17 protein-coding genes are annotated in these 18,464 nt (G+C 60.5%); 3 read left to right on the top strand and 14 right to left on the bottom strand.

The genetic code is table 11. The annotated features are described in order from the left end of the window. Positions 1-2: 2 nt before the first annotated feature. The 11 genes from HX830_RS29735 to HX830_RS29685 all read right to left on the bottom strand — a co-directional run bounded on the left by HX830_RS29735 (position 3) and on the right by HX830_RS29685 (position 12,085). Positions 3-677, bottom strand: coding sequence for a NuoB/complex I 20 kDa subunit family protein (locus tag HX830_RS29735; RefSeq protein ID WP_100940076.1), 675 nt, complete (start codon positions 675-677; stop codon positions 3-5). A gap of 10 nt (positions 678-687) precedes the next feature. After that, complete coding sequence (locus HX830_RS29730) at positions 688-1,101, bottom strand: NADH-quinone oxidoreductase subunit A (RefSeq protein ID WP_010444610.1); 414 nt, start codon at positions 1,099-1,101, stop codon at positions 688-690. Positions 1,102-1,616: 515 nt separating this feature from the next. Then, entirely contained in the window at positions 1,617-2,942 is a 1,326-nt protein-coding gene (gene aceA, locus HX830_RS29725; protein ID WP_103495052.1) for an isocitrate lyase, read from the bottom strand. A 501-nt stretch (positions 2,943-3,443) separates the two neighbouring features. Further along, the gene (locus HX830_RS29720) at positions 3,444-4,241 is read right to left on the bottom strand and encodes a secretin N-terminal domain-containing protein (protein WP_177104238.1); all 798 of its coding nucleotides are present in this window, start codon (positions 4,239-4,241) and stop codon (positions 3,444-3,446) included. A 134-nt stretch (positions 4,242-4,375) separates the two neighbouring features. Beyond that, positions 4,376-4,801: a GNAT family N-acetyltransferase gene (locus HX830_RS29715; RefSeq protein ID WP_177104236.1), complete on the bottom strand. Its 426-nt coding sequence runs from the start codon at positions 4,799-4,801 to the stop codon at positions 4,376-4,378. Next, positions 4,794-5,960: a ribosomal protein uL16 3-hydroxylase gene (locus tag HX830_RS29710; protein ID WP_177104234.1), complete on the bottom strand. Its 1,167-nt coding sequence runs from the start codon at positions 5,958-5,960 to the stop codon at positions 4,794-4,796. The genes HX830_RS29715 and HX830_RS29710 overlap by 8 nt, the downstream gene beginning before the upstream one ends. Before the next feature lie 84 nt (positions 5,961-6,044). Further along, complete coding sequence (purB, locus tag HX830_RS29705; RefSeq protein WP_177104232.1) at positions 6,045-7,415, bottom strand: adenylosuccinate lyase; 1,371 nt, start codon at positions 7,413-7,415, stop codon at positions 6,045-6,047. 112 nt (positions 7,416-7,527) lie between these two features. Then, on the bottom strand, positions 7,528-8,151 hold the full coding sequence (gene hflD / locus HX830_RS29700) for a high frequency lysogenization protein HflD (protein WP_103494152.1): 624 nt from the start codon (positions 8,149-8,151) through the stop codon (positions 7,528-7,530). Then, the gene (mnmA, locus tag HX830_RS29695; RefSeq protein ID WP_177104230.1) at positions 8,148-9,281 is read right to left on the bottom strand and encodes a tRNA 2-thiouridine(34) synthase MnmA; all 1,134 of its coding nucleotides are present in this window, start codon (positions 9,279-9,281) and stop codon (positions 8,148-8,150) included. The genes hflD and mnmA overlap by 4 nt, the downstream gene beginning before the upstream one ends. A gap of 60 nt (positions 9,282-9,341) precedes the next feature. Further along, entirely contained in the window at positions 9,342-9,788 is a 447-nt protein-coding gene (locus HX830_RS29690; protein WP_177104228.1) for an NUDIX hydrolase, read from the bottom strand. A 71-nt stretch (positions 9,789-9,859) separates the two neighbouring features. Next, positions 9,860-12,085: an NADP-dependent isocitrate dehydrogenase gene (locus tag HX830_RS29685; protein WP_177104226.1), complete on the bottom strand. Its 2,226-nt coding sequence runs from the start codon at positions 12,083-12,085 to the stop codon at positions 9,860-9,862. Positions 12,086-12,581: 496 nt separating this feature from the next. On the opposite strand from HX830_RS29685, the gene icd reads away from it, so the two are divergent. Beyond that, entirely contained in the window at positions 12,582-13,838 is a 1,257-nt protein-coding gene (icd, locus tag HX830_RS29680) for an NADP-dependent isocitrate dehydrogenase (protein ID WP_177104224.1), read from the top strand. A 75-nt stretch (positions 13,839-13,913) separates the two neighbouring features. Here icd and cspD read toward each other — a convergent pair whose 3' ends face one another. Further along, a complete protein-coding gene (gene cspD, locus HX830_RS29675; RefSeq protein WP_103494155.1) occupies positions 13,914-14,189 on the bottom strand; it encodes a cold shock domain-containing protein CspD in 276 nt (91 codons plus the stop codon). Positions 14,190-14,416: 227 nt separating this feature from the next. Between cspD and clpS the strand changes: the two genes are divergently transcribed. Together clpS and clpA are read left to right on the top strand one after the other, a co-directional pair. Beyond that, complete coding sequence (gene clpS, locus HX830_RS29670) at positions 14,417-14,779, top strand: ATP-dependent Clp protease adapter ClpS (RefSeq protein WP_040069302.1); 363 nt, start codon at positions 14,417-14,419, stop codon at positions 14,777-14,779. A 28-nt stretch (positions 14,780-14,807) separates the two neighbouring features. Next, complete coding sequence (gene clpA, locus HX830_RS29665; protein WP_103494146.1) at positions 14,808-17,078, top strand: ATP-dependent Clp protease ATP-binding subunit ClpA; 2,271 nt, start codon at positions 14,808-14,810, stop codon at positions 17,076-17,078. 239 nt (positions 17,079-17,317) lie between these two features. On the opposite strand, the gene infA is transcribed toward clpA, so the two are convergent. Both infA and HX830_RS29655 read right to left on the bottom strand, forming a co-directional pair. Then, the gene (gene infA / locus HX830_RS29660; RefSeq protein WP_002553999.1) at positions 17,318-17,536 is read right to left on the bottom strand and encodes a translation initiation factor IF-1; all 219 of its coding nucleotides are present in this window, start codon (positions 17,534-17,536) and stop codon (positions 17,318-17,320) included. A 146-nt stretch (positions 17,537-17,682) separates the two neighbouring features. Further along, complete coding sequence (locus HX830_RS29655; RefSeq protein WP_177104222.1) at positions 17,683-18,390, bottom strand: arginyltransferase; 708 nt, start codon at positions 18,388-18,390, stop codon at positions 17,683-17,685. Positions 18,391-18,464 lie beyond the last annotated feature (74 nt).

Here is an 18,464-nt window from a genome sequence, read left to right as displayed (position 1 = left end):
GATCAGACTTCGTCAGGGCTGCGCAGGTTGGTGACCTGGATACGCTGTTCGCGGCGCTGTTCCTTTTGCGACGGCATCTCGGCGCGATATACGCCTTGATCACCGACGACCCAGGAAAGTGGGCGACGCTCCTGGCCAATCGACTCCTGCAACAGCATCAAGCCTTGCAGGAAAGCCTCGGGGCGGGGCGGGCAGCCAGGCACGTAGACGTCCACGGGCAGGAATTTGTCCACCCCTTGAACCACGGAGTAGATGTCGTACATGCCACCGGAGTTGGCGCACGAACCCATGGAGATGACCCACTTCGGCTCGAGCATTTGCTCGTAGAGGCGCTGGATGATCGGCGCCATCTTGATGAAGCAGGTGCCGGCAATAACCATGAAATCCGCCTGGCGCGGCGATGCCCGGATAACTTCGGCGCCGAAGCGGGCGATGTCGTGGGGCGCCGTGAAGGCGGTGGTCATTTCCACATAGCAGCACGACAAGCCGAAGTTGTACGGCCACAGGGAGTTTTTACGCCCCCAGTTGACCGCGCCGTTCAGCACGTCTTCCAGCTTGCCCATGTAGATGTTTTTGTGGACTTGATCTTCTAACGGATCGGAAACGGTTTCCCGTTGGCCGATCGGGTACTGCTCGTTAGGCGCATCCGGGTCGATTCGAGTGAGATTGTATTGCATTGCCAAAGCCTCATTGTTTCAGCTTCGCCTGCCGCTTCTGACGAGCTTGCGGAGCCCAATCAAGCGCCCCCACTCGGTAAAGGTAGACAAGACCTGCCAACAGAATTGCTATGAAAACGAGAGCTTCGACGAATCCGGTCCAGCCGCTTTCGCGGACGGACACAGACCATGCAAAGAGAAAGAGGGCTTCGATATCGAAGATCACGAACAACATCGCGACCAGATAGAATTTGGCGGAGAGCCGCAAGCGGGCGCTACCGGTGGGTAGCATGCCGGACTCGAACGGTTCGTTTTTGCTGCGTCCCCAGGCTTTTGACCCGAGAAGGCTGGAAAGACCGAGCATGAAGGCGCAGAGGCCGACGACGCCGAGCAGGAAAATGGCAAAGCCCCAGTTGTGGGCCATGAGTCCGGTCGCTTCGGTCATGCGGGTAATCCTTAACAGAGCGCAAGGGTCTCTGAGCGTGATAAAGAAGTAAAAGCAGTGACGATATGTCGCAGTGCAATCTATCCCGGTGATTTTATGGCTAAACACCGGGCAAGTAAATTTTCTATAGCGAAATTATTGGCTGGAATAAGGACATGTAGAGGTCTCGATGGCTTGCAGGCCATGTACTGTGGGCATTAGGGGCCTTTTTGTTAATTATGTTTTATCCGCATTGTAATGAACGAAGTGAATATTGAATGATAATTGATATCATCTAGATCGCTCCAATGCTGGTGGTCGCCCGCGAAGGGAAGTGTAGTGGCTTTAAACGCCGGCGCGATGAAAGTTGCGTCGGGCGTCGTTTTAGCGCTTTTTGTCGCAATTGATACCGCTCTGGATCAATGACTTGCACGATTCCAGCGGGTAAAAAAACGCCCCGAACCAGTCGGGGCGTCAGGTCTTCAGGCATTCCAGTTAGTTCTGCTTCGCTCTGGAATGGCCGCTTGCTCGCTTACTCAGTGGAACTGCTCTTCTTCGGTCGAACCGGTCAGCGCGGTCACCGAGGACGAGCCGCCCTGGATCACGGTGGTCATGTCGTCGAAGTAGCCGGTACCGACTTCCTGCTGGTGCGCGACGAAGGTGTAACCCTTGGCAGCGTCAGCGAATTCCTGCTCCTGCAGTTTCACGTAGGCGGTCATGTCGTTGCGGGCGTAGTCGTGCGCCAGGTTGAACATGCTGTGCCACATGTTGTGGATACCCGCCAGGGTGATGAACTGGTGCTTGTAGCCCATGGCCGACAGTTCGCGCTGGAACTTGGCGATGGTCGCGTCGTCCAGGTTCTTCTTCCAGTTGAAGGAAGGCGAGCAGTTGTAGGACAGCAGCTGGTCCGGGTATTCCTTCTTGATGGCCTCGGCGAAGCGACGGGCTTCGTCCAGGTCCGGCTTGGCGGTTTCGCACCAGATCAGGTCGGCGTACGGCGCGTAGGCCAGGCCGCGGGCAATGGCCTGGTCGAGGCCGGCGCGGACTTTATAGAAGCCTTCCTGGGTGCGTTCGCCAGTCACGAACGGCTGGTCGTACGGATCGCAATCCGAAGTCAGCAGGTCGGCGGCGTTGGCGTCGGTACGGGCCAGGATGATGGTCGGCGTACCGGCAACGTCGGCGGCCAGGCGGGCGGCGGTCAGCTTCTGCACGGCTTCCTGGGTTGGAACCAGCACCTTGCCGCCCATGTGGCCGCATTTCTTCACGGAAGCCAGCTGGTCTTCGAAGTGCACGCCGGCGGCGCCCGCTTCGATCATGCTCTTCATCAGCTCGTAGGCGTTCAGCACGCCGCCGAAACCGGCTTCGGCGTCGGCCACGATGGGTGCGAAGTAGTCGATGTAGCCTTCATCGCCCGGGTTCTTGCCGGCTTTCCACTGGATCTGGTCGGCGCGACGGAACGAGTTGTTGATGCGCTTGACCACGGTCGGCACGGAGTCCACCGGGTACAGCGACTGGTCGGGGTACATGGATTCTGCGGAGTTGTTGTCCGCGGCCACTTGCCAGCCCGACAGGTAGATTGCCTGGATACCGGCCTTGACTTGTTGCACGGCCTGGCCGCCGGTCAGGGCGCCCATGCAGTTGACGAAATCCTTGTCCGGACGGAAGGACGGCTTGGCGCCCTGGGTCACCAGGTTCCACAGTTTCTCGGCGCCCATGCGGGCCAGGGTGTGCTCAGGTTGAACCGAGCCACGCAGGCGGACCACGTCAGCGGCGGAGTAAGTGCGCGTCACGCCTTTCCAGCGCGGGTTTTCAGCCCAGTCTTTTTCAAGGGCTGCAATTTGCTGTTCGCGTGTCAGTGCCATGGAGATAAACCTCGTCGCATAGGTCTTGGGTGGAGAATTCCTTGCTCCGCCGAATGCTCAAGGGAAGGCTTGGGCAAACGGCTGCTCGCTGACCAGAAGCTTAGGCGCTCAGGTGCGGTTCGGCGGGGAAGGCGACGATTGAACGATGGGCTCAAGGGGGAAGTGAGCGAGGCGAGGGCGAGCCGTCGGGCGCATTGGGGCATCGTGGGCCTTTATGCGGACTTCAGGGATCTTGCCGTTCTACCTATTACGCTTCCGTCCCTCGGGACAACTTCGTTCCAGTCGCAACCTCGTCAAACGCGCCTTGTGGGCGGTACAGACACGAATCGGCTCAGGTGGGTAGGTCAGAGCGGCGATCCGAAGGCCCTTGCCAGGGCCCCTGATTAGCGGGAGCGAGGCCATCATGCCTTCGGTTTTTTGGCTCGTCAAACATTTTGTAGTGCTTTTTTTCAGGCACTACATCTTTAGTCTAATACGACTCGCCAGTCAGTTTTTGGTGCTTTAGTCCAGGCTGTCGACTTTCACCCGCAAAGTCATGTCGTTACGCCCAGAGGTCGAGTAGCTGCGGGTTAGCGCCTGTCGGTCGGCCTGGCTCTGGCCATTGACGCCGGCCAGGGTGATCCACTCGCCCAGGCGCCCGCTGACGGTTGTGTCGGTGCTTTGCACGTTCACTACATCCTGACGCTCCTGGCTGATCCGGTCACGATTGGTACTGATGGACAGGTGAACGATGTCGCCGGTGACGCTGGCGGTGACGTAGAAACCCTGGGTCACGTTGCGGTATTGGCTCTGGATCTGCGTCAGGGGCTGTTGATTGGGGTTCTGATTCTGGTTCGAGCCGTTACCCTGGGTCTGGTTGGTGCTGATGGCGGTGGTCAGCGGTACGCTCTGGCCGACCTGGATCAGCGCGGGGGTGCCTTCGACGGTCTGCACCTGCTGGATGCCGCCGTCGCGACTGGCGGTGCCATAGTTGATGACGCGGGTCTGGTTCTGGCCGTTGATCGTGTAGCCGTTGTTCTGGTCGTTGTTTTCGCTGGTGTCGACGCTGATCAGCAGGCGCTTGGCCGGGGTGTCGAGTTGGCCGAGGAAGTCACGCAGTTCCTTGATCTTGGAAGGTTCCGCATTGACGATCAGTTGGTTCTGGTAGGCGCTGGCCTTGCCGTCCTTGCCGAGAAAGTCCTGGGCTACCGGCAGCAGGTCGGCGCTGGTGCGGTAGTTCAGGGGAATGATTTCGGTGGCGGCCTGGGCGCTGAGGGTGCAGGTCAGTAGCAGGCCGGTGAGCAGGGTGCGTAGGGACATGTCCGTTATCTCCGCGTTGGACTGGGCAATGGCTTGAGTTTGACAGTTTCTCGGCCATTGGTGGGTCAAGTTGAATCGCGGACGGCAAAACGCCCCGATGGCGGGGCGTTCTGGGTGATGCTCAAGCGGTGGAATCAGGCGGAGTTGCGCACCATATCCACGTGGGGAATCCCGGCTTCGAGAAACTCCTCGCTGACGATGCTGAACCCCAGGCGCTCATAGAACCGGGTCGCCTGGACCTGGGCACTGAGCATCTGTTGCTTGAGGCCACGTTTCTCGGCCTCGCCGATCACCGCCTGCATCAGCGCGTCACCGACCTTCAGCCCGCGCCAGTCCTTGAGGACCGAGACCCGGCCGATATGGCCGTCCGGCAGCAGCCGGGCGGTACCGATCGGGAAGTCCCCCTCGAAGGCCAGGAAGTGCACGGCGCCACTGTCATCGGCGTCCCACTCCAGCTCCGGCGGAACCGACTGCTCGGCAATGAACACTGACTCACGAATGCGCCGAATCTCGGCGTTATCCTTTTGCCAGTCCGCGACACGTACGTGAATTCTATTCATCGGCAAATCCCAGGCTTCCTTGTTTGACCAGCTGACACAGCAGGCTACGCCCATCTTCATCGGCCAACCATGGCCCCAGATTATCCGCGTGCAGGGCATCGGCCGCACAGATCATTTTCAACAGCTCGCGCAGTTTGCCCGGCAACAGGCGGCTCTGTCCGCTGGCGAACAGCAGCAGGTCGTCGTCGACTTCGGACCAGGCCAGGCGCGCGCTCGGGTTGCGAATCAGGATCGCACCGTCTTGCAGGCCGCTGAGCAGGTCTTCTTCTTCGAGTTCCGGGCCCACCACCAGTTCCGGATAACGCGGCTCGGTCATGAACTGGCCGAACCAGGTCAGCAGCAGGCGTTCGTCGCTCATATGCTCGGCCAGCAGGCTTTTCAGGCGGTCGAGGGCGTCGTGCTGGATCTGGTGCGGATCGGCTACCGGCTGTGCGTCGGCGTCGGTATAGCGCTCTTCGTCCGGCAGGAACTGGGCGAGGAAGTCGGTGAAGTGGGTCAGCACTTCGGCGGCGCTCGGTGCGCGGAAGCCGACCGAATAGGTCATGCAGTCATCCACGGCCACGCCACAATGGGCCAGGCGCGGCGGCAGGTAGAGCATGTCGCCGGGTTCCAGGGTCCACTCGGCGGTTTCCTCGAATTCGGCGAGGATGCGCAGGTCGGCGTGTTCCAGCAGCGGGCTGGCGGAATCGCACATCTGGCCGATTTTCCAGTTGCGCTTGCCGTGGCCCTGGAGCAGGAACACATCGTAGTTGTCGAAGTGCGGACCGACGCTGCCGCCGGGCGCGGCAAAGCTGATCATCACGTCGTCGATGCGCCAGCTCGGCAGGAAGCGGAAGTGCTCCAGCAGTTCGGCGACTTCCGGGACGAACTGATCCACGGCCTGCACCAGCAGGGTCCACTCACGCTCCGGCAGTTGGCTGAAGGCGTCTTCGGCGAACGGGCCGCGGCGCAGTTCCCAGGGGCGTTCGCCGTGCTCGATGATCAGGCGCGATTCGACTTCTTCTTCCAGGGCCAGGCCGGCCAGCTCGTCGGCGTCGATCGGGCTTTCGAAATCCGGAATGGCCTGGCGGATCAGCAGGGGTTTCTTCTGCCAGTAGTCACGCAGGAATTCCCGGGCGGTGATGCCGCCCAGAAGTTGCAGAGGAGTATCAGGATTCATGTGTAACCTATTGAAAAAAAGCATTTTTAAGGCTGGAATAAAAACGCCCGGCTCAGCCGGGCGTTCAGAGCGGGTACGGCGCGATCAGATACGCTGGGCCTGGGCCACGGCGTTGCCGATGTAGTTGGCCGGGGTGAGCTTTTTCAGCTCGGCCTTGGCGTCCGCGGGCATTTCGAGGCCGTCGATGAAAGTCTGCAGCGCTTCGGGGCTGATGCCCTTGCCGCGGGTCAGTTCTTTCAGTTTTTCGTACGGGTTTTCGATGTTGTAGCGACGCATGACGGTCTGGATCGGCTCGGCCAGGACTTCCCAGCAGGCGTCCAGGTCGGCGGCGATTTTCTGCTCGTTGAGCTCCAGCTTGCTGATGCCCTTGAGGCTGGCTTCGTAAGCAATGACGCTGTGGGCGAAGCCGACACCGAGGTTGCGCAGCACGGTGGAGTCGGTCAGGTCACGCTGCCAGCGGGAGATCGGCAGCTTGCTGGCCAGGTGCTGGAACAGCGCGTTGGCGATACCCAGGTTGCCTTCGGAGTTTTCGAAGTCGATCGGGTTGACCTTGTGCGGCATGGTCGAGGAACCGATTTCGCCGGCAATGGTGCGCTGCTTGAAGTAGCCCAGGGAGATGTAGCCCCAGATATCGCGATCGAAGTCGATCAGGATGGTGTTGAAGCGCGCGATCGCGTCGAACAGCTCGGCAATGTAGTCGTGCGGCTCGATCTGGGTGGTGTAGGGGTTGAAGCCCAGGCCCAGCTCGTCTTCGATAAAGGCGCGGGCGTTTTCTTCCCAGTCGATCTGCGGGTAGGCCGACAGGTGGGCGTTGTAGTTGCCCACGGCACCGTTGATCTTGCCCAGCAGCGGCACGGCGGCGACCTGGGCGATCTGGCGCTCCAGGCGGTAGACGACGTTCGCCAGTTCCTTGCCCAGGGTGGTCGGCGAGGCCGGCTGGCCGTGGGTGCGCGAGAGCATCGGCACGGCGGCGAAGCGCTGGGCCAGTTCGCGGATGGCTTCGGCGATCTGGCGCATCAGCGGCAGCAGCACGTCGTCACGGCCTTCGCGCAGCATCAGGGCGTGGGACAGGTTGTTGATGTCCTCGCTGGTGCAGGCGAAGTGGATGAATTCGCTGACGTTGGCCAGTTCAGGCAGCTTGGCGGCCTGTTCCTTGAGCAGGTACTCAATGGCTTTGACGTCGTGGTTGGTGGTGCGCTCAATCTCCTTCACACGCTCGGCGTGTTCCAGGGAAAAGTTCTCGGCGAGGGTGTTCAAGACCGCGTTGGCTTCGGCGGAAAAGGCCGGAACTTCGCTGATCTGGGCGTGGGCGGCCAGGCGCTGGAGCCAGCGCACTTCCACCAGCACGCGTGCACGGATCAGGCCGTATTCGCTGAAAATTGGGCGCAGGGCCTGGGTTTTGCCGGCGTAGCGGCCGTCAACAGGGGAAACCGCAGTGAGCGAAGAAAGCTGCATGGGGTGTTCTCGGACAGTCGGGCAACGAAATGGGGCGCGTATCATACATGAAAATACTCGCCGGTCTGTTGCCAACCGACCGGCGTCTTGCGCTTTTCGCGGATAACGGCGCCTAGGCGCTGTGCATCAGCGGGTAGAGTTCCTTGAGCAGCTTGCGCCGGCTGACCACCAGTTGCCAGCGATGGCCACCCAGTTGTCGCCACAGGCGCGCCGAGCGGATACCGGCCAGGAGCAGGGCGCGGATCTTCGAGGCGTTGCTCGGTTGTTGCAGGTTGCGCATGTCGCCGTGCACCTGGATACGCTGGCGCAGGGTGCTCAGGGTGTCCTGGTAGAGGGCGCCACAGGCGGCCACGACGTTTTCGTGGGACGGGCCGAAATGCTCGACCTGGGACTGGATCTGCGGCAGGCGCTTGCCGATGATCTCCAGCAAGTCGTCACGCTTGGCCAACTGGCGCTCGAGGCCGAGCATCGACAGGGCGTAGCGCAGCGGTTCGCGTTGCAGGGCGCTGGGGTCGCGCTCCAGGGCACCGATCAGCGCGCGGTAGCCGTCGCGCAGTTGGAGGTCGTCGCCACCATAGACTTCCAGGGTGTCCTTGGGGTCGCGCACCAGCAGGCTGTTGAGCATGCAGCTCAGGCCGGCTTCGCTGGACTGGCCGCTCTTGGCGATCTTGTCCACCAGCACCGCGGCGAGAAACACACCGCCTAGCGCCGTCAGTTGCTCCTGGGTCGGGCTCATGGGCGCTGTTCCTTGAAGGTCCAGGGCTCGGCGACTTCGATCACGCCGCCACCGAGGCAGACCTCACCGTCGTAGAACACCACGGACTGCCCCGGGGTCACCGCGCGCTGGGGTTCATCGAACACGGCGCGATAGCCGTTTTCGGTCTGTTCCAGGGTGCAGGACTGGTCGCTTTGGCGATAACGAACCTTGGCCGTCAGCTTGCGCGGCACGCTCAGGTCCACCGGGTTGACCCAGTAGATCTCGGAAGCGAGCAGGGCGCGGGAAAACAGCCATGGGTGTTCGTTGCCCTGGCCGACGATCAGTTCGTTGTGTTCCAGGTCCTTGAGCAGCACGTACCAGGGCTCGTCGCCAGCGTCCTTCAGGCCGCCGATGCCCAGGCCCTGGCGCTGGCCGATGGTGTGGTACATCAGGCCGTGGTGACGACCGATGACTTCACCTTCGGTGGTCTTGATCTCACCCGGCTGGGCCGGCAGGTACTGCTTGAGGAAGTCGCTGAAGCGCCGTTCGCCGATAAAGCAGATACCGGTGGAGTCCTTCTTCTTCGCCGTGGCCAGTTCGTGTTTCTCGGCAATGGCGCGCACTGCGGGCTTTTCCAGTTCGCCGACCGGGAACAGGGTCTTGGCGATCTGTTCGCCGCCGACGGCATGGAGGAAATAGCTCTGGTCCTTGTTCGGGTCCAGGCCCTTGAGCAGTTCGGTGCGGCCGTCGATGTCGCGGCGACGTACGTAATGGCCGGTGGCAATCAGGTCGGCACCGAGCATCAGGGCGTAGTCGAGGAACGCCTTGAACTTGATTTCGCGGTTGCAGAGGATGTCCGGGTTCGGCGTGCGTCCGGCCTTGTATTCGGCCAGGAAGTGTTCGAACACGTTGTCCCAGTATTCGGCGGCGAAGTTGGCGGTGTGCAGCTTGATACCGATCTTGTCGCACACGGCCTGGGCGTCCGCCAGGTCGTCCATGGCGGTGCAGTACTCCGTTCCGTCGTCTTCTTCCCAGTTCTTCATGAACAGGCCTTCCACCTGGTAACCCTGCTCCATCAGCAGTACGGCGGAAACGGAAGAGTCTACGCCGCCGGACATGCCGACGATGACGCGCAGGTTTTCTGGGGCGGTGGCAGCTGGATCACGCATAGGGATTCAATGAGTGTCTTCGAAAAAGGACGCGATTCTAACAGGCCCGGGCCCGCAAGGCTAAAGAGAAGGGCGGATCAGCTCGAGACTGTGCAGGGGACCGGCCAGATAATCGTCCAGGCAGCGGATGATCAGCTCGCTGCGCCATTGCGGGCGCAGGGCCAGCAATTCGTCGCGGGTCAGCCAGCGTGGGCCGATGATGCCGTGGTCCAGTGGGTAGTCCGGGCGGTGCTTGAGCGCTTTGCCGGCAAAGCAGACGCGCTGGTAGGTCACGCCGTTGCTCGGGGCGGTATACAGGTAGATGCCGACGACGCCGGTCAGTTCCACCTCCCAGCCGGTTTCCTCGAGGGTTTCGCGGATGGCGGCCTCGCTGAGGCTTTCATTCGGGTCCAGGTGACCGGCGGGCTGGTTGAGGACCGTTGCTGCTTCGTAGCACTCTTCGGTGAAGAGAAAGCGACCGTTGTCTTCGACGACAGTGGCGACGGTGATGTGGGGTTGCCATTCCATAGGGTAGTTTCTCTGGTTGTGAAAACACAAACCCCGGCACTGGGCCGGGGCTTGTGGTACTGCCGAGGAGCTTACACCAGCGCGGCAATCGCCGCGTTGAGGGTTGCGCTCGGACGCATGGCCTTGCTGATCAGCTCGGCGTCGGCGTGGTAGTAGCCGCCGATGTCCACTGGCTTGCCCTGTACGGCGTTGAGCTCGGCAACGATGGTCGCCTCGTTCTCGGCCAGGGTCTTGGCCAGCTGGGTGAACTGGCCTTGCAGCGCAGTGTCTTCGCTCTGGGCGGCCAGGGCCTGGGCCCAGTACAGCGCCAGGTAGAAGTGGCTGCCGCGGTTGTCGATGTTGCCGACTTTACGCGATGGCGACTTGTTGTTGTCGAGGAACTGGCCAGTGGCCTGGTCCAGGGTCTTCGACAGCACCAGGGCTTTCGGGTTGTTGTAGGTCACGCCCAGGTGTTCCAGGGACGCGGCCAGGGCCAGGAATTCACCCAGGGAGTCCCAGCGCAGGAAGTTCTCTTCCACCAGTTGCTGCACGTGTTTCGGTGCCGAACCGCCGGCGCCGGTTTCGAACAGGCCACCGCCGTTCATCAGCGGCACGATCGACAGCATCTTGGCGCTGGTGCCCAGTTCCATGATCGGGAACAGGTCGGTCAGGTAGTCGCGCAGCACGTTACCGGTCACCGAGATGGTGTCCTTGCCGGCGCGGGTGCGGTCCAGGGTGAACTTCATCGCGTCGACCGGCGACATGATCTGGATATCCAGGCCAGTGGTGTCGTGGTCCTTCAGGTAGGTCTGGACCTTCTCGATGACCACGCCGTCGTGGGCGCGCATTGGGTCCAGCCAGAAAATCGCTGGAGTGCTGCTGGCGCGGGCACGGTTGACGGCCAGTTTGACCCAGTCCTGGATCGGCGCGTCCTTGGTCTGGCACATACGGAAGATGTCGCCGGCTTCCACGGTCTGTTCCAGCAGGGTGCGACCGGTGCTGTCGGAAACCCGAACCACGCCGTCGGTCTTGATCTGGAAGGTCTTGTCGTGGGAACCGTACTCTTCGGCTTTCTTCGCCATCAGGCCGACGTTCGGCACGCTGCCCATGGTGGTTGGGTCGAAGGCGCCGTGTTGCTTGCAGTCTTCGATCACCGCCTGGTAGATGGTGGCGTAGCAGCGATCCGGGATCACCGCCTTGGTGTCGTGCAGCTGGCCGTCGGTGCCCCACATCTTGCCGGAGTCACGGATCATCGCTGGCATCGAGGCGTCGACGATGACGTCGCTCGGCACGTGCAGGTTGGTGATGCCTTTGTCGGAGTTGACCATGGCCAACGACGGACGGGCAGCGTAGACCGCCTGGATGTCGGCTTCGATCTGCGCCTGTTGCTCGGCCGGCAAGGCCTTGATGCGGGCGTACAGGTCGCCGATGCCGTTGTTCAGGTTGAAGCCGATCTGCTCCAGCACGTCAGCGTGCTTGGCCAGGGCGTCTTTATAGAACTCGGCAACGATCTGGCCGAACATGATCGGGTCGGAGACCTTCATCATGGTGGCTTTCAGGTGAACCGACAGCAGCACGCCTTGTTGCTTGGCGTCTTCGATTTCAGCGGCGATGAAGCTGCGCAGGGCGTTCTTGCTCAGCACGGCGCAGTCGAGGATCTCACCGGCTTGTACGTTGGTTTTCTCTTTCAGGACGCTGGCAGTGCCGTCCTGGGCGATCAGCTCGATCTTGACGCTGCCGGCAGCGTCGATCAGTGCGGCTTTTTCGCTGCCGTAGAAGTCACCGGTGCTCATGTGAGCGACGTGGGACTTGGAGTCGGCAGCCCAGGCGCCCATCTTGTGCGGGTGCTTGCGGGCATAGTTCTTGACCGACAGCGGCGCGCGGCGGTCGGAGTTGCCTTCGCGCAGGACCGGGTTCACGGCGCTGCCCTTGATCTTGTCGTAACGGGCGCGAGCGTCTTTCTCGGCGTCGGTGCCGACGGTTTCCGGGTAGTCCGGGATGTTGAAACCCTGGGCTTGCAGTTCCTTGATCGCGGCCTGCAGTTGTGGAACCGAGGCGCTGATGTTCGGCAGCTTGATGATGTTGGCTTCGGGGGTGATGGCCAGCTCGCCCAATTCGGCGAGGTGGTCCGGCACGGCCTTGGCGCCCAGTTGTTCAGGGAAGCTTGCGAGAATGCGGCCGGCCAGCGAGATATCGCGGGTTTCCACGGCGATATCAGCCGAAGCGGTAAAGGCCTCTACGATAGGCAACAGTGAATAGGTGGCGAGGGCAGGGGCTTCGTCGGTGAAGGTGTAGATGATCTTCGAACGGTTGGGCATATTCGGATTAACTCTCTTCTTTGCTAAAGCATGCGCAGAAACTCGAGATGCGCCGGGTAAGCGCGTTCGTTCAAAAGTCATCCATGAGCCGAATGTCGAGGTTTCTTCGCGCGCGGTGATGTTGGGTGCATCAGTCGAGCGTCAAGCGGTCGGATTGCGATAACAACCCGGCTTTTTCAGGCGGAAAGTCTCGTTGTAGAGAGGTCGGCCGTCGTGACTCCATGGTCAGCGGCGCGATTATACATAGGTTGCTGGCAAAACGCCGATGCTTCATAAGCGACTACACTCGTCCATTGGTCTAAAGGTCGCAGGGCGCCCTGCGGCGAGGTGTCGCAAGCAGTGCTCGACTTTGGCGCTTTTACCTTTGCTTTCAAGCTTGTAGGCCGCGAAATCGAGGTTTTTCGCGGCAGATGAGTCGGGTGTGAGGTTCCCACGGGCAAGCACCTGGGGTACGCTCGAACGCAGCCAGATGTTCAATCCATAGATGGAGTTCAACATGGGATACAAGAAGATTCAGGTTCCGGCCGTCGGCGAAAAAATCACCGTCAATCCAGACCATTCTCTCAATGTTCCTGACAACCCGATCATCCCCTTCATCGAAGGCGATGGTATTGGCGTCGATATCAGCCCGGTGATGATCAAGGTCGTCGATGCGGCGGTACACAAGGCCTACGGCGGCAAGCGCAAGATTTCCTGGATGGAAGTCTTTGCCGGCGAGAAAGCCACCCAGGTCTATGACCAGGACACCTGGCTGCCCCAGGAAACCCTGGACGCGGTCAAGGATTATGTGGTTTCCATCAAGGGTCCGCTGACCACGCCGGTGGGCGGCGGCATCCGTTCGCTGAACGTAGCCCTGCGTCAGCAGCTCGACCTGTATGTCTGCCTGCGTCCGGTGCGCTGGTTCGAAGGCGTGCCCAGCCCGGTGAAGAAGCCCGGCGACGTTGATATGACGATCTTCCGTGAGAACTCCGAAGACATCTATGCCGGTATCGAATGGAAGGCCGGTTCGCCGGAAGCGATCAAGGTCATCAAGTTCCTCAAGGAAGAAATGGGTGTCACCAAGATCCGTTTCGACCAGGACTGCGGGATCGGCATCAAGCCGGTGTCCAAAGAGGGCACCCAGCGACTGGCGCGCAAGGCCCTGCAATATGTCGTCGACAACGATCGCAAGTCGCTGACCATTGTGCATAAAGGCAACATCATGAAGTTCACCGAAGGTGCCTTCAAGGAGTGGGCCTATGAAGTGGCGGCCGAGGAGTTCGGCGCGACCCTGCTCGACGGCGGCCCGTGGATGCAGTTCAAGAACCCGAAAACCGGCCGCAACGTGGTGGTCAAGGACGCCATCGCCGATGCCATGCTCCAGCAGATCCTGCTGCGTCCGGCCGAGTATGACGTGATCGCGACCCTGAACCTGAACGGCGACTATCTGTCCGACGCCCTGGCCGCCGAAGTGGGCGGTATCGGTATCGCGCCGGGGGCCAACCTGTCCGACACCGTGGCAATGTTCGAAGCGACCCACGGTACCGCGCCCAAGTACGCGGGCAAGGACCAGGTCAACCCCGGATCGCTGATCCTGTCCGCGGAAATGATGCTGCGGCACATGGGCTGGATCGAAGCGGCCGACCTGATCATCAAGGGCACCAATGGCGCCATCGGCGCGAAAACCGTGACCTATGATTTCGAGCGTCTGATGGACGGTGCGACGCTGGTGTCGTCTTCCGGCTTTGGCGATGCGCTGATCAAGCACATGTAGGCTGACCGACGGTAAACGAAAACGCCCGAGCCTAGTGATTGGCCCGGGCGTTTCGTTATCTGAAAGCCTCTGCTTTCAGGCCTTGGCCGTTTCCGCCGGGGCTTGTGCCCCTGCATTCTGCGGCTTCGCCGCGGGTGCTGCGGTGGTCACGAGTGCCTGAATATCGACCGCGTGCAGCCCCTTGGGACCCTGGACGATCCTAAAGCTTACTGCCTGGCCAGCCTTAAGGGTTTTATAGCCATCCATCTGGATGGCCGAGTAATGGGCGAACAGATCTTCACTCTTGCCTTCTTCAATGATGAAGCCGTAGCCCTTGGCATTGTTGAACCACTTGACTTTACCACTCAGCATGCTCATATCCCTCTGCAAACGACCCCATCACTGGAGTATCATCCAGTTCATCCTTCACTGCGTGAACCAGAAAAACGGTTGACGGTATGGACCTTTATTACCCAATGTGGGCTCTATTGGTTGTAACACCGTTTTGCCGATAGTCAAGGTGACGCGACGGCCAGTGTTGAAATCTGTCCGAAGTGCCCCCATCACTGCAATTGCTCAACTGACGAACCTTTCTTTCCATGCATGCAATCAGCCAGATTCGACTAACATTCAATCAGGATCGCCCGGATTCCCACGACGACGATTCAGCGGGTATTGCTGTACAGGAATCCAAGCCCGCGTTGCAGGCGCCACCGATGTACAAGGTGGTTTTGTTCAATGATGACTACACACCGATGGATTTCGTCGTCGAAGTGCTCGAGGTGTTTTTTAACCTGAATCGCGAGCTGGCGACCAAGGTCATGCTGGCCGTCCACACAGAAGGACGGGCAGTATGTGGAGTGTTTACCCGCGACATCGCCGAGACCAAGGCCATGCAGGTCAATCAGTACGCCAGGGAAAGCCAGCATCCGCTACTCTGTGAAATCGAGAAGGACGGTTAATGCCGACCACTTGGGTATGAGGTGAACTATGTTAAACCGCGAACTCGAAGTCACCCTCAATCTTGCCTTCAAGGAGGCTCGCTCGAAGCGTCATGAATTCATGACCGTCGAGCACCTGCTGCTGGCCCTTTTGGATAATGAGGCTGCCGCCACCGTCCTGCGTGCCTGTGGCGCCAATCTCGATAAACTCAAGCACGATCTGCAGGAGTTCATCGACTCCACCACGCCGCTGATCCCCGTCCATGACGAGGATCGCGAAACCCAGCCGACTCTGGGCTTTCAGCGTGTCCTGCAACGTGCTGTCTTCCATGTGCAGAGTTCCGGTAAACGTGAAGTGACGGGCGCCAACGTGCTGGTCGCGATCTTCAGCGAGCAGGAGAGCCAGGCGGTCTTCCTGCTCAAGCAGCAAAGCGTTGCACGTATCGATGTCGTCAACTACATCGCCCATGGCATCTCCAAGGTGCCCGGGCACGGCGATCACTCCGAAGGCGAGCAAGATATGCAGGACGAAGAGGGCGGTGAGTCTTCATCTTCAGGCAATCCACTGGACGCTTATGCCAGCAATCTGAACGAACTGGCGCGCCAGGGTCGTATCGATCCGCTGGTCGGGCGTGAGCTGGAAGTCGAGCGCGTGGCGCAGATCCTGGCGCGCCGGCGCAAGAACAACCCGCTGCTGGTGGGCGAGGCGGGCGTGGGCAAGACGGCCATCGCCGAAGGCCTGGCCAAGCGCATCGTCGACAACCAGGTGCCGGACCTGCTGGCCAACAGCGTGGTCTACTCCCTTGACCTCGGTGCACTGCTGGCCGGTACCAAATACCGCGGCGATTTCGAGAAGCGCTTCAAGGCGTTGCTCGGCGAGTTGAAAAAACGTCCGCAGGCGATCCTGTTCATCGACGAAATCCACACCATCATCGGTGCGGGTGCCGCTTCCGGCGGCGTCATGGATGCCTCGAACCTGCTCAAGCCGTTGCTCTCCTCGGGTGATATCCGCTGCATCGGTTCGACCACCTTCCAGGAATTTCGTGGCATCTTCGAGAAGGACCGGGCTTTGGCGCGGCGCTTCCAGAAGGTCGACGTGTCCGAGCCTTCGGTGGAAGACACCATCGGTATCCTGCGCGGCCTGAAAGGGCGTTTCGAGCAGCACCACAATATCGAGTACAGCGACGAGGCCTTGCGCGCCGCCGCCGAACTGGCGTCGCGTTATATCAATGATCGGCACATGCCGGACAAGGCCATCGACGTGATCGACGAGGCCGGTGCCTATCAGCGCCTGCAGCCGATCGAGAAACGGGTCAAACGCATCGAGGTGCCTCAGGTCGAGGACATCGTGGCGAAGATCGCGCGGATTCCGCCAAAACACGTCACCAGCTCCGACAAGGAACTGCTGCGTAACCTGGAGCGCGACCTGAAACTGACCGTGTTCGGTCAGGATGCGGCCATCGACTCGCTGTCGACCGCCATCAAGCTGTCCCGTGCGGGCTTGAAGTCGCCGGACAAACCGGTCGGTTCGTTCCTGTTCGCAGGTCCCACCGGCGTCGGCAAGACCGAAGCGGCGCGGCAGTTGGCCAAGGCGATGGGGATCGAACTGGTGCGTTTCGACATGTCCGAGTACATGGAGCGCCACACCGTTTCACGTCTGATCGGTGCGCCTCCGGGTTATGTCGGTTTCGACCAGGGCGGCCTGCTGACCGAGGCCATCACCAAGCAACCGCATTGCGTGCTGCTGCTCGATGAAATCGAGAAGGCCCACCCGGAAGTCTTCAACCTGCTGCTGCAGGTGATGGACCACGGGACCCTGACCGACAACAACGGGCGCAAGGCGGACTTCCGCAATGTGATCGTGATCATGACCACCAACGCCGGTGCCGAAACCGCGGCACGTGCGTCGATTGGCTTCACGCATCAGGACCACTCGTCCGATGCAATGGAAGTGATCAAGAAGAGCTTCACGCCGGAGTTCCGCAACCGTCTGGACACCATTATCCAGTTTGGTCGCCTCAGCCATGAGGTGATCAAGAGTGTGGTGGACAAGTTCCTTACCGAGCTTCAGGCGCAGCTGGAAGACAAGCGTGTGCAACTGGAAGTCACCGATGCGGCGCGCAACTGGCTGGCGGAAGGTGGTTACGACGCGGCGATGGGCGCACGCCCGATGGCGCGTCTGATCCAGGACAAGATCAAGCGGCCGTTGGCCGAGGAGATCCTGTTCGGCGAGTTGTCCGACCATGGCGGTGTGGTGCACATCGATCTGAAGGATGGCGAGCTGACCTTTGAGTTCGAAACCACGGCTGAAATGGCGTGATCTAGACCCGCAAAACACAAAGGCGCCTTCGGGCGCCTTTGTTTTATCCGTGCTCCTGAAAACACCGCGCTCCCCTGCAGGCGCCGGCTTGCTGGCGATTCAGGCGGCGCGGTGTATCTGGCGCACCGCGTTATCGTTCATCGCCAGCAAGCCGGCTCCCACAAAAAAAGGGCGGCGGGCCAGAAAGGCGCACAAACAAAAACGCCCGGCAAGTGCCGGGCGTTTTTGTATCGACTTGCTTAGCGGGCGCGGTAGGTGATGCGCCCTTTGCTCAAGTCGTAGGGCGTCAGCTCGACGCGCACTTTGTCACCGGTGAGAATACGAATGTAGTTCTTGCGCATCTTTCCGGAGATATGCGCGGTTACGACGTGCCCATTTTCCAATTCCACGCGAAACATGGTATTCGGCAGGGTGTCGACGACAGTGCCTTCCATTTCGAAGCTGTCTTCTTTCGACATGCAGTAAAGCCCTCGGTGTCCAGTGAATGGCCCGGTGCAACTGCGCCAGGCAAAAGCGGCGTGCATTGTGCCCGAAAAAGGGGGTTCACGCCAAGGGGTTAGTACCAGCCTGGAAAATACAGTTCGATTCCGGTGGGGGCGACGAGCTAACTGAGCGTCACCCAGCGCTGGTTGATCAGTAGTTCGATCGGTCGATATTGGGTCTTGTAGTTCATCTTCTTGCAGTTCTTGATCCAATAGCCGAGGTAGACCGCCTCCAGCCCCAGCCGCTGCGCTTCGCCGATCTGCCAGAGGATAGCGTAGCGCCCCAGGCTGCGACGCTCCTCAGCGGGCTCGTAGAAGGTGTAGACCGCTGATAGTCCGTTGGGCAGCAGGTCGGTGACGGCCACGGCCAGCAGGCGCCCCTCCAGGCGGAACTCATAGAAACGTGAGAACGGCAGGTCGCGCACCAGAAAAGTGGAAAACTGGTCGCGACTGGGTGGGAACATGTCGCCATCGGCGTGCCGTTGTTCGATGTAGCGTTGGTACAGGTCGAAGTATTCCTCGCTGAACCCCGGCTTGACGGCCTTGACCTTGAGCTCGGCGTTGCGTTTGAAGATACGTTTCTGCTGGCGATCGGGCAGGAACTGCGCCACGGGAATCCGCGCCGGCACGCAGGCGTTGCAGTTCTGGCAGTGGGGCCGGTACAGGTGGTCGCCGCTACGACGGAAACCCATTTCCGACAGGTCTGCGTAGACATGCACGTCCATGGGCTGGCTAGGGTCGAGGAACAGCGTGGTCGCCTGCTCTTCGGGCAGATAGCTGCAAGAGTGGGGTTGAGTGGCATAGAACTTCAAGCGCGCCAGCTCGGTCATGATCGACCCTCGGAATAAGCTTTCAATTGCGTTGAATCAAGTGTAAGCCAGCCTGGGAAAAGACGCCTAGGTGC

Origin of the sequence: Pseudomonas gingeri, from assembly GCF_013385425.1 — a bacterium.
GTDB classification, from domain to species: Bacteria; Pseudomonadota; Gammaproteobacteria; order Pseudomonadales; family Pseudomonadaceae; genus Aquipseudomonas; species Aquipseudomonas gingeri_D.
Note: the sequence above shows the minus strand (reverse complement) of the source record. Positions and strands in the feature narration are given on the sequence as shown.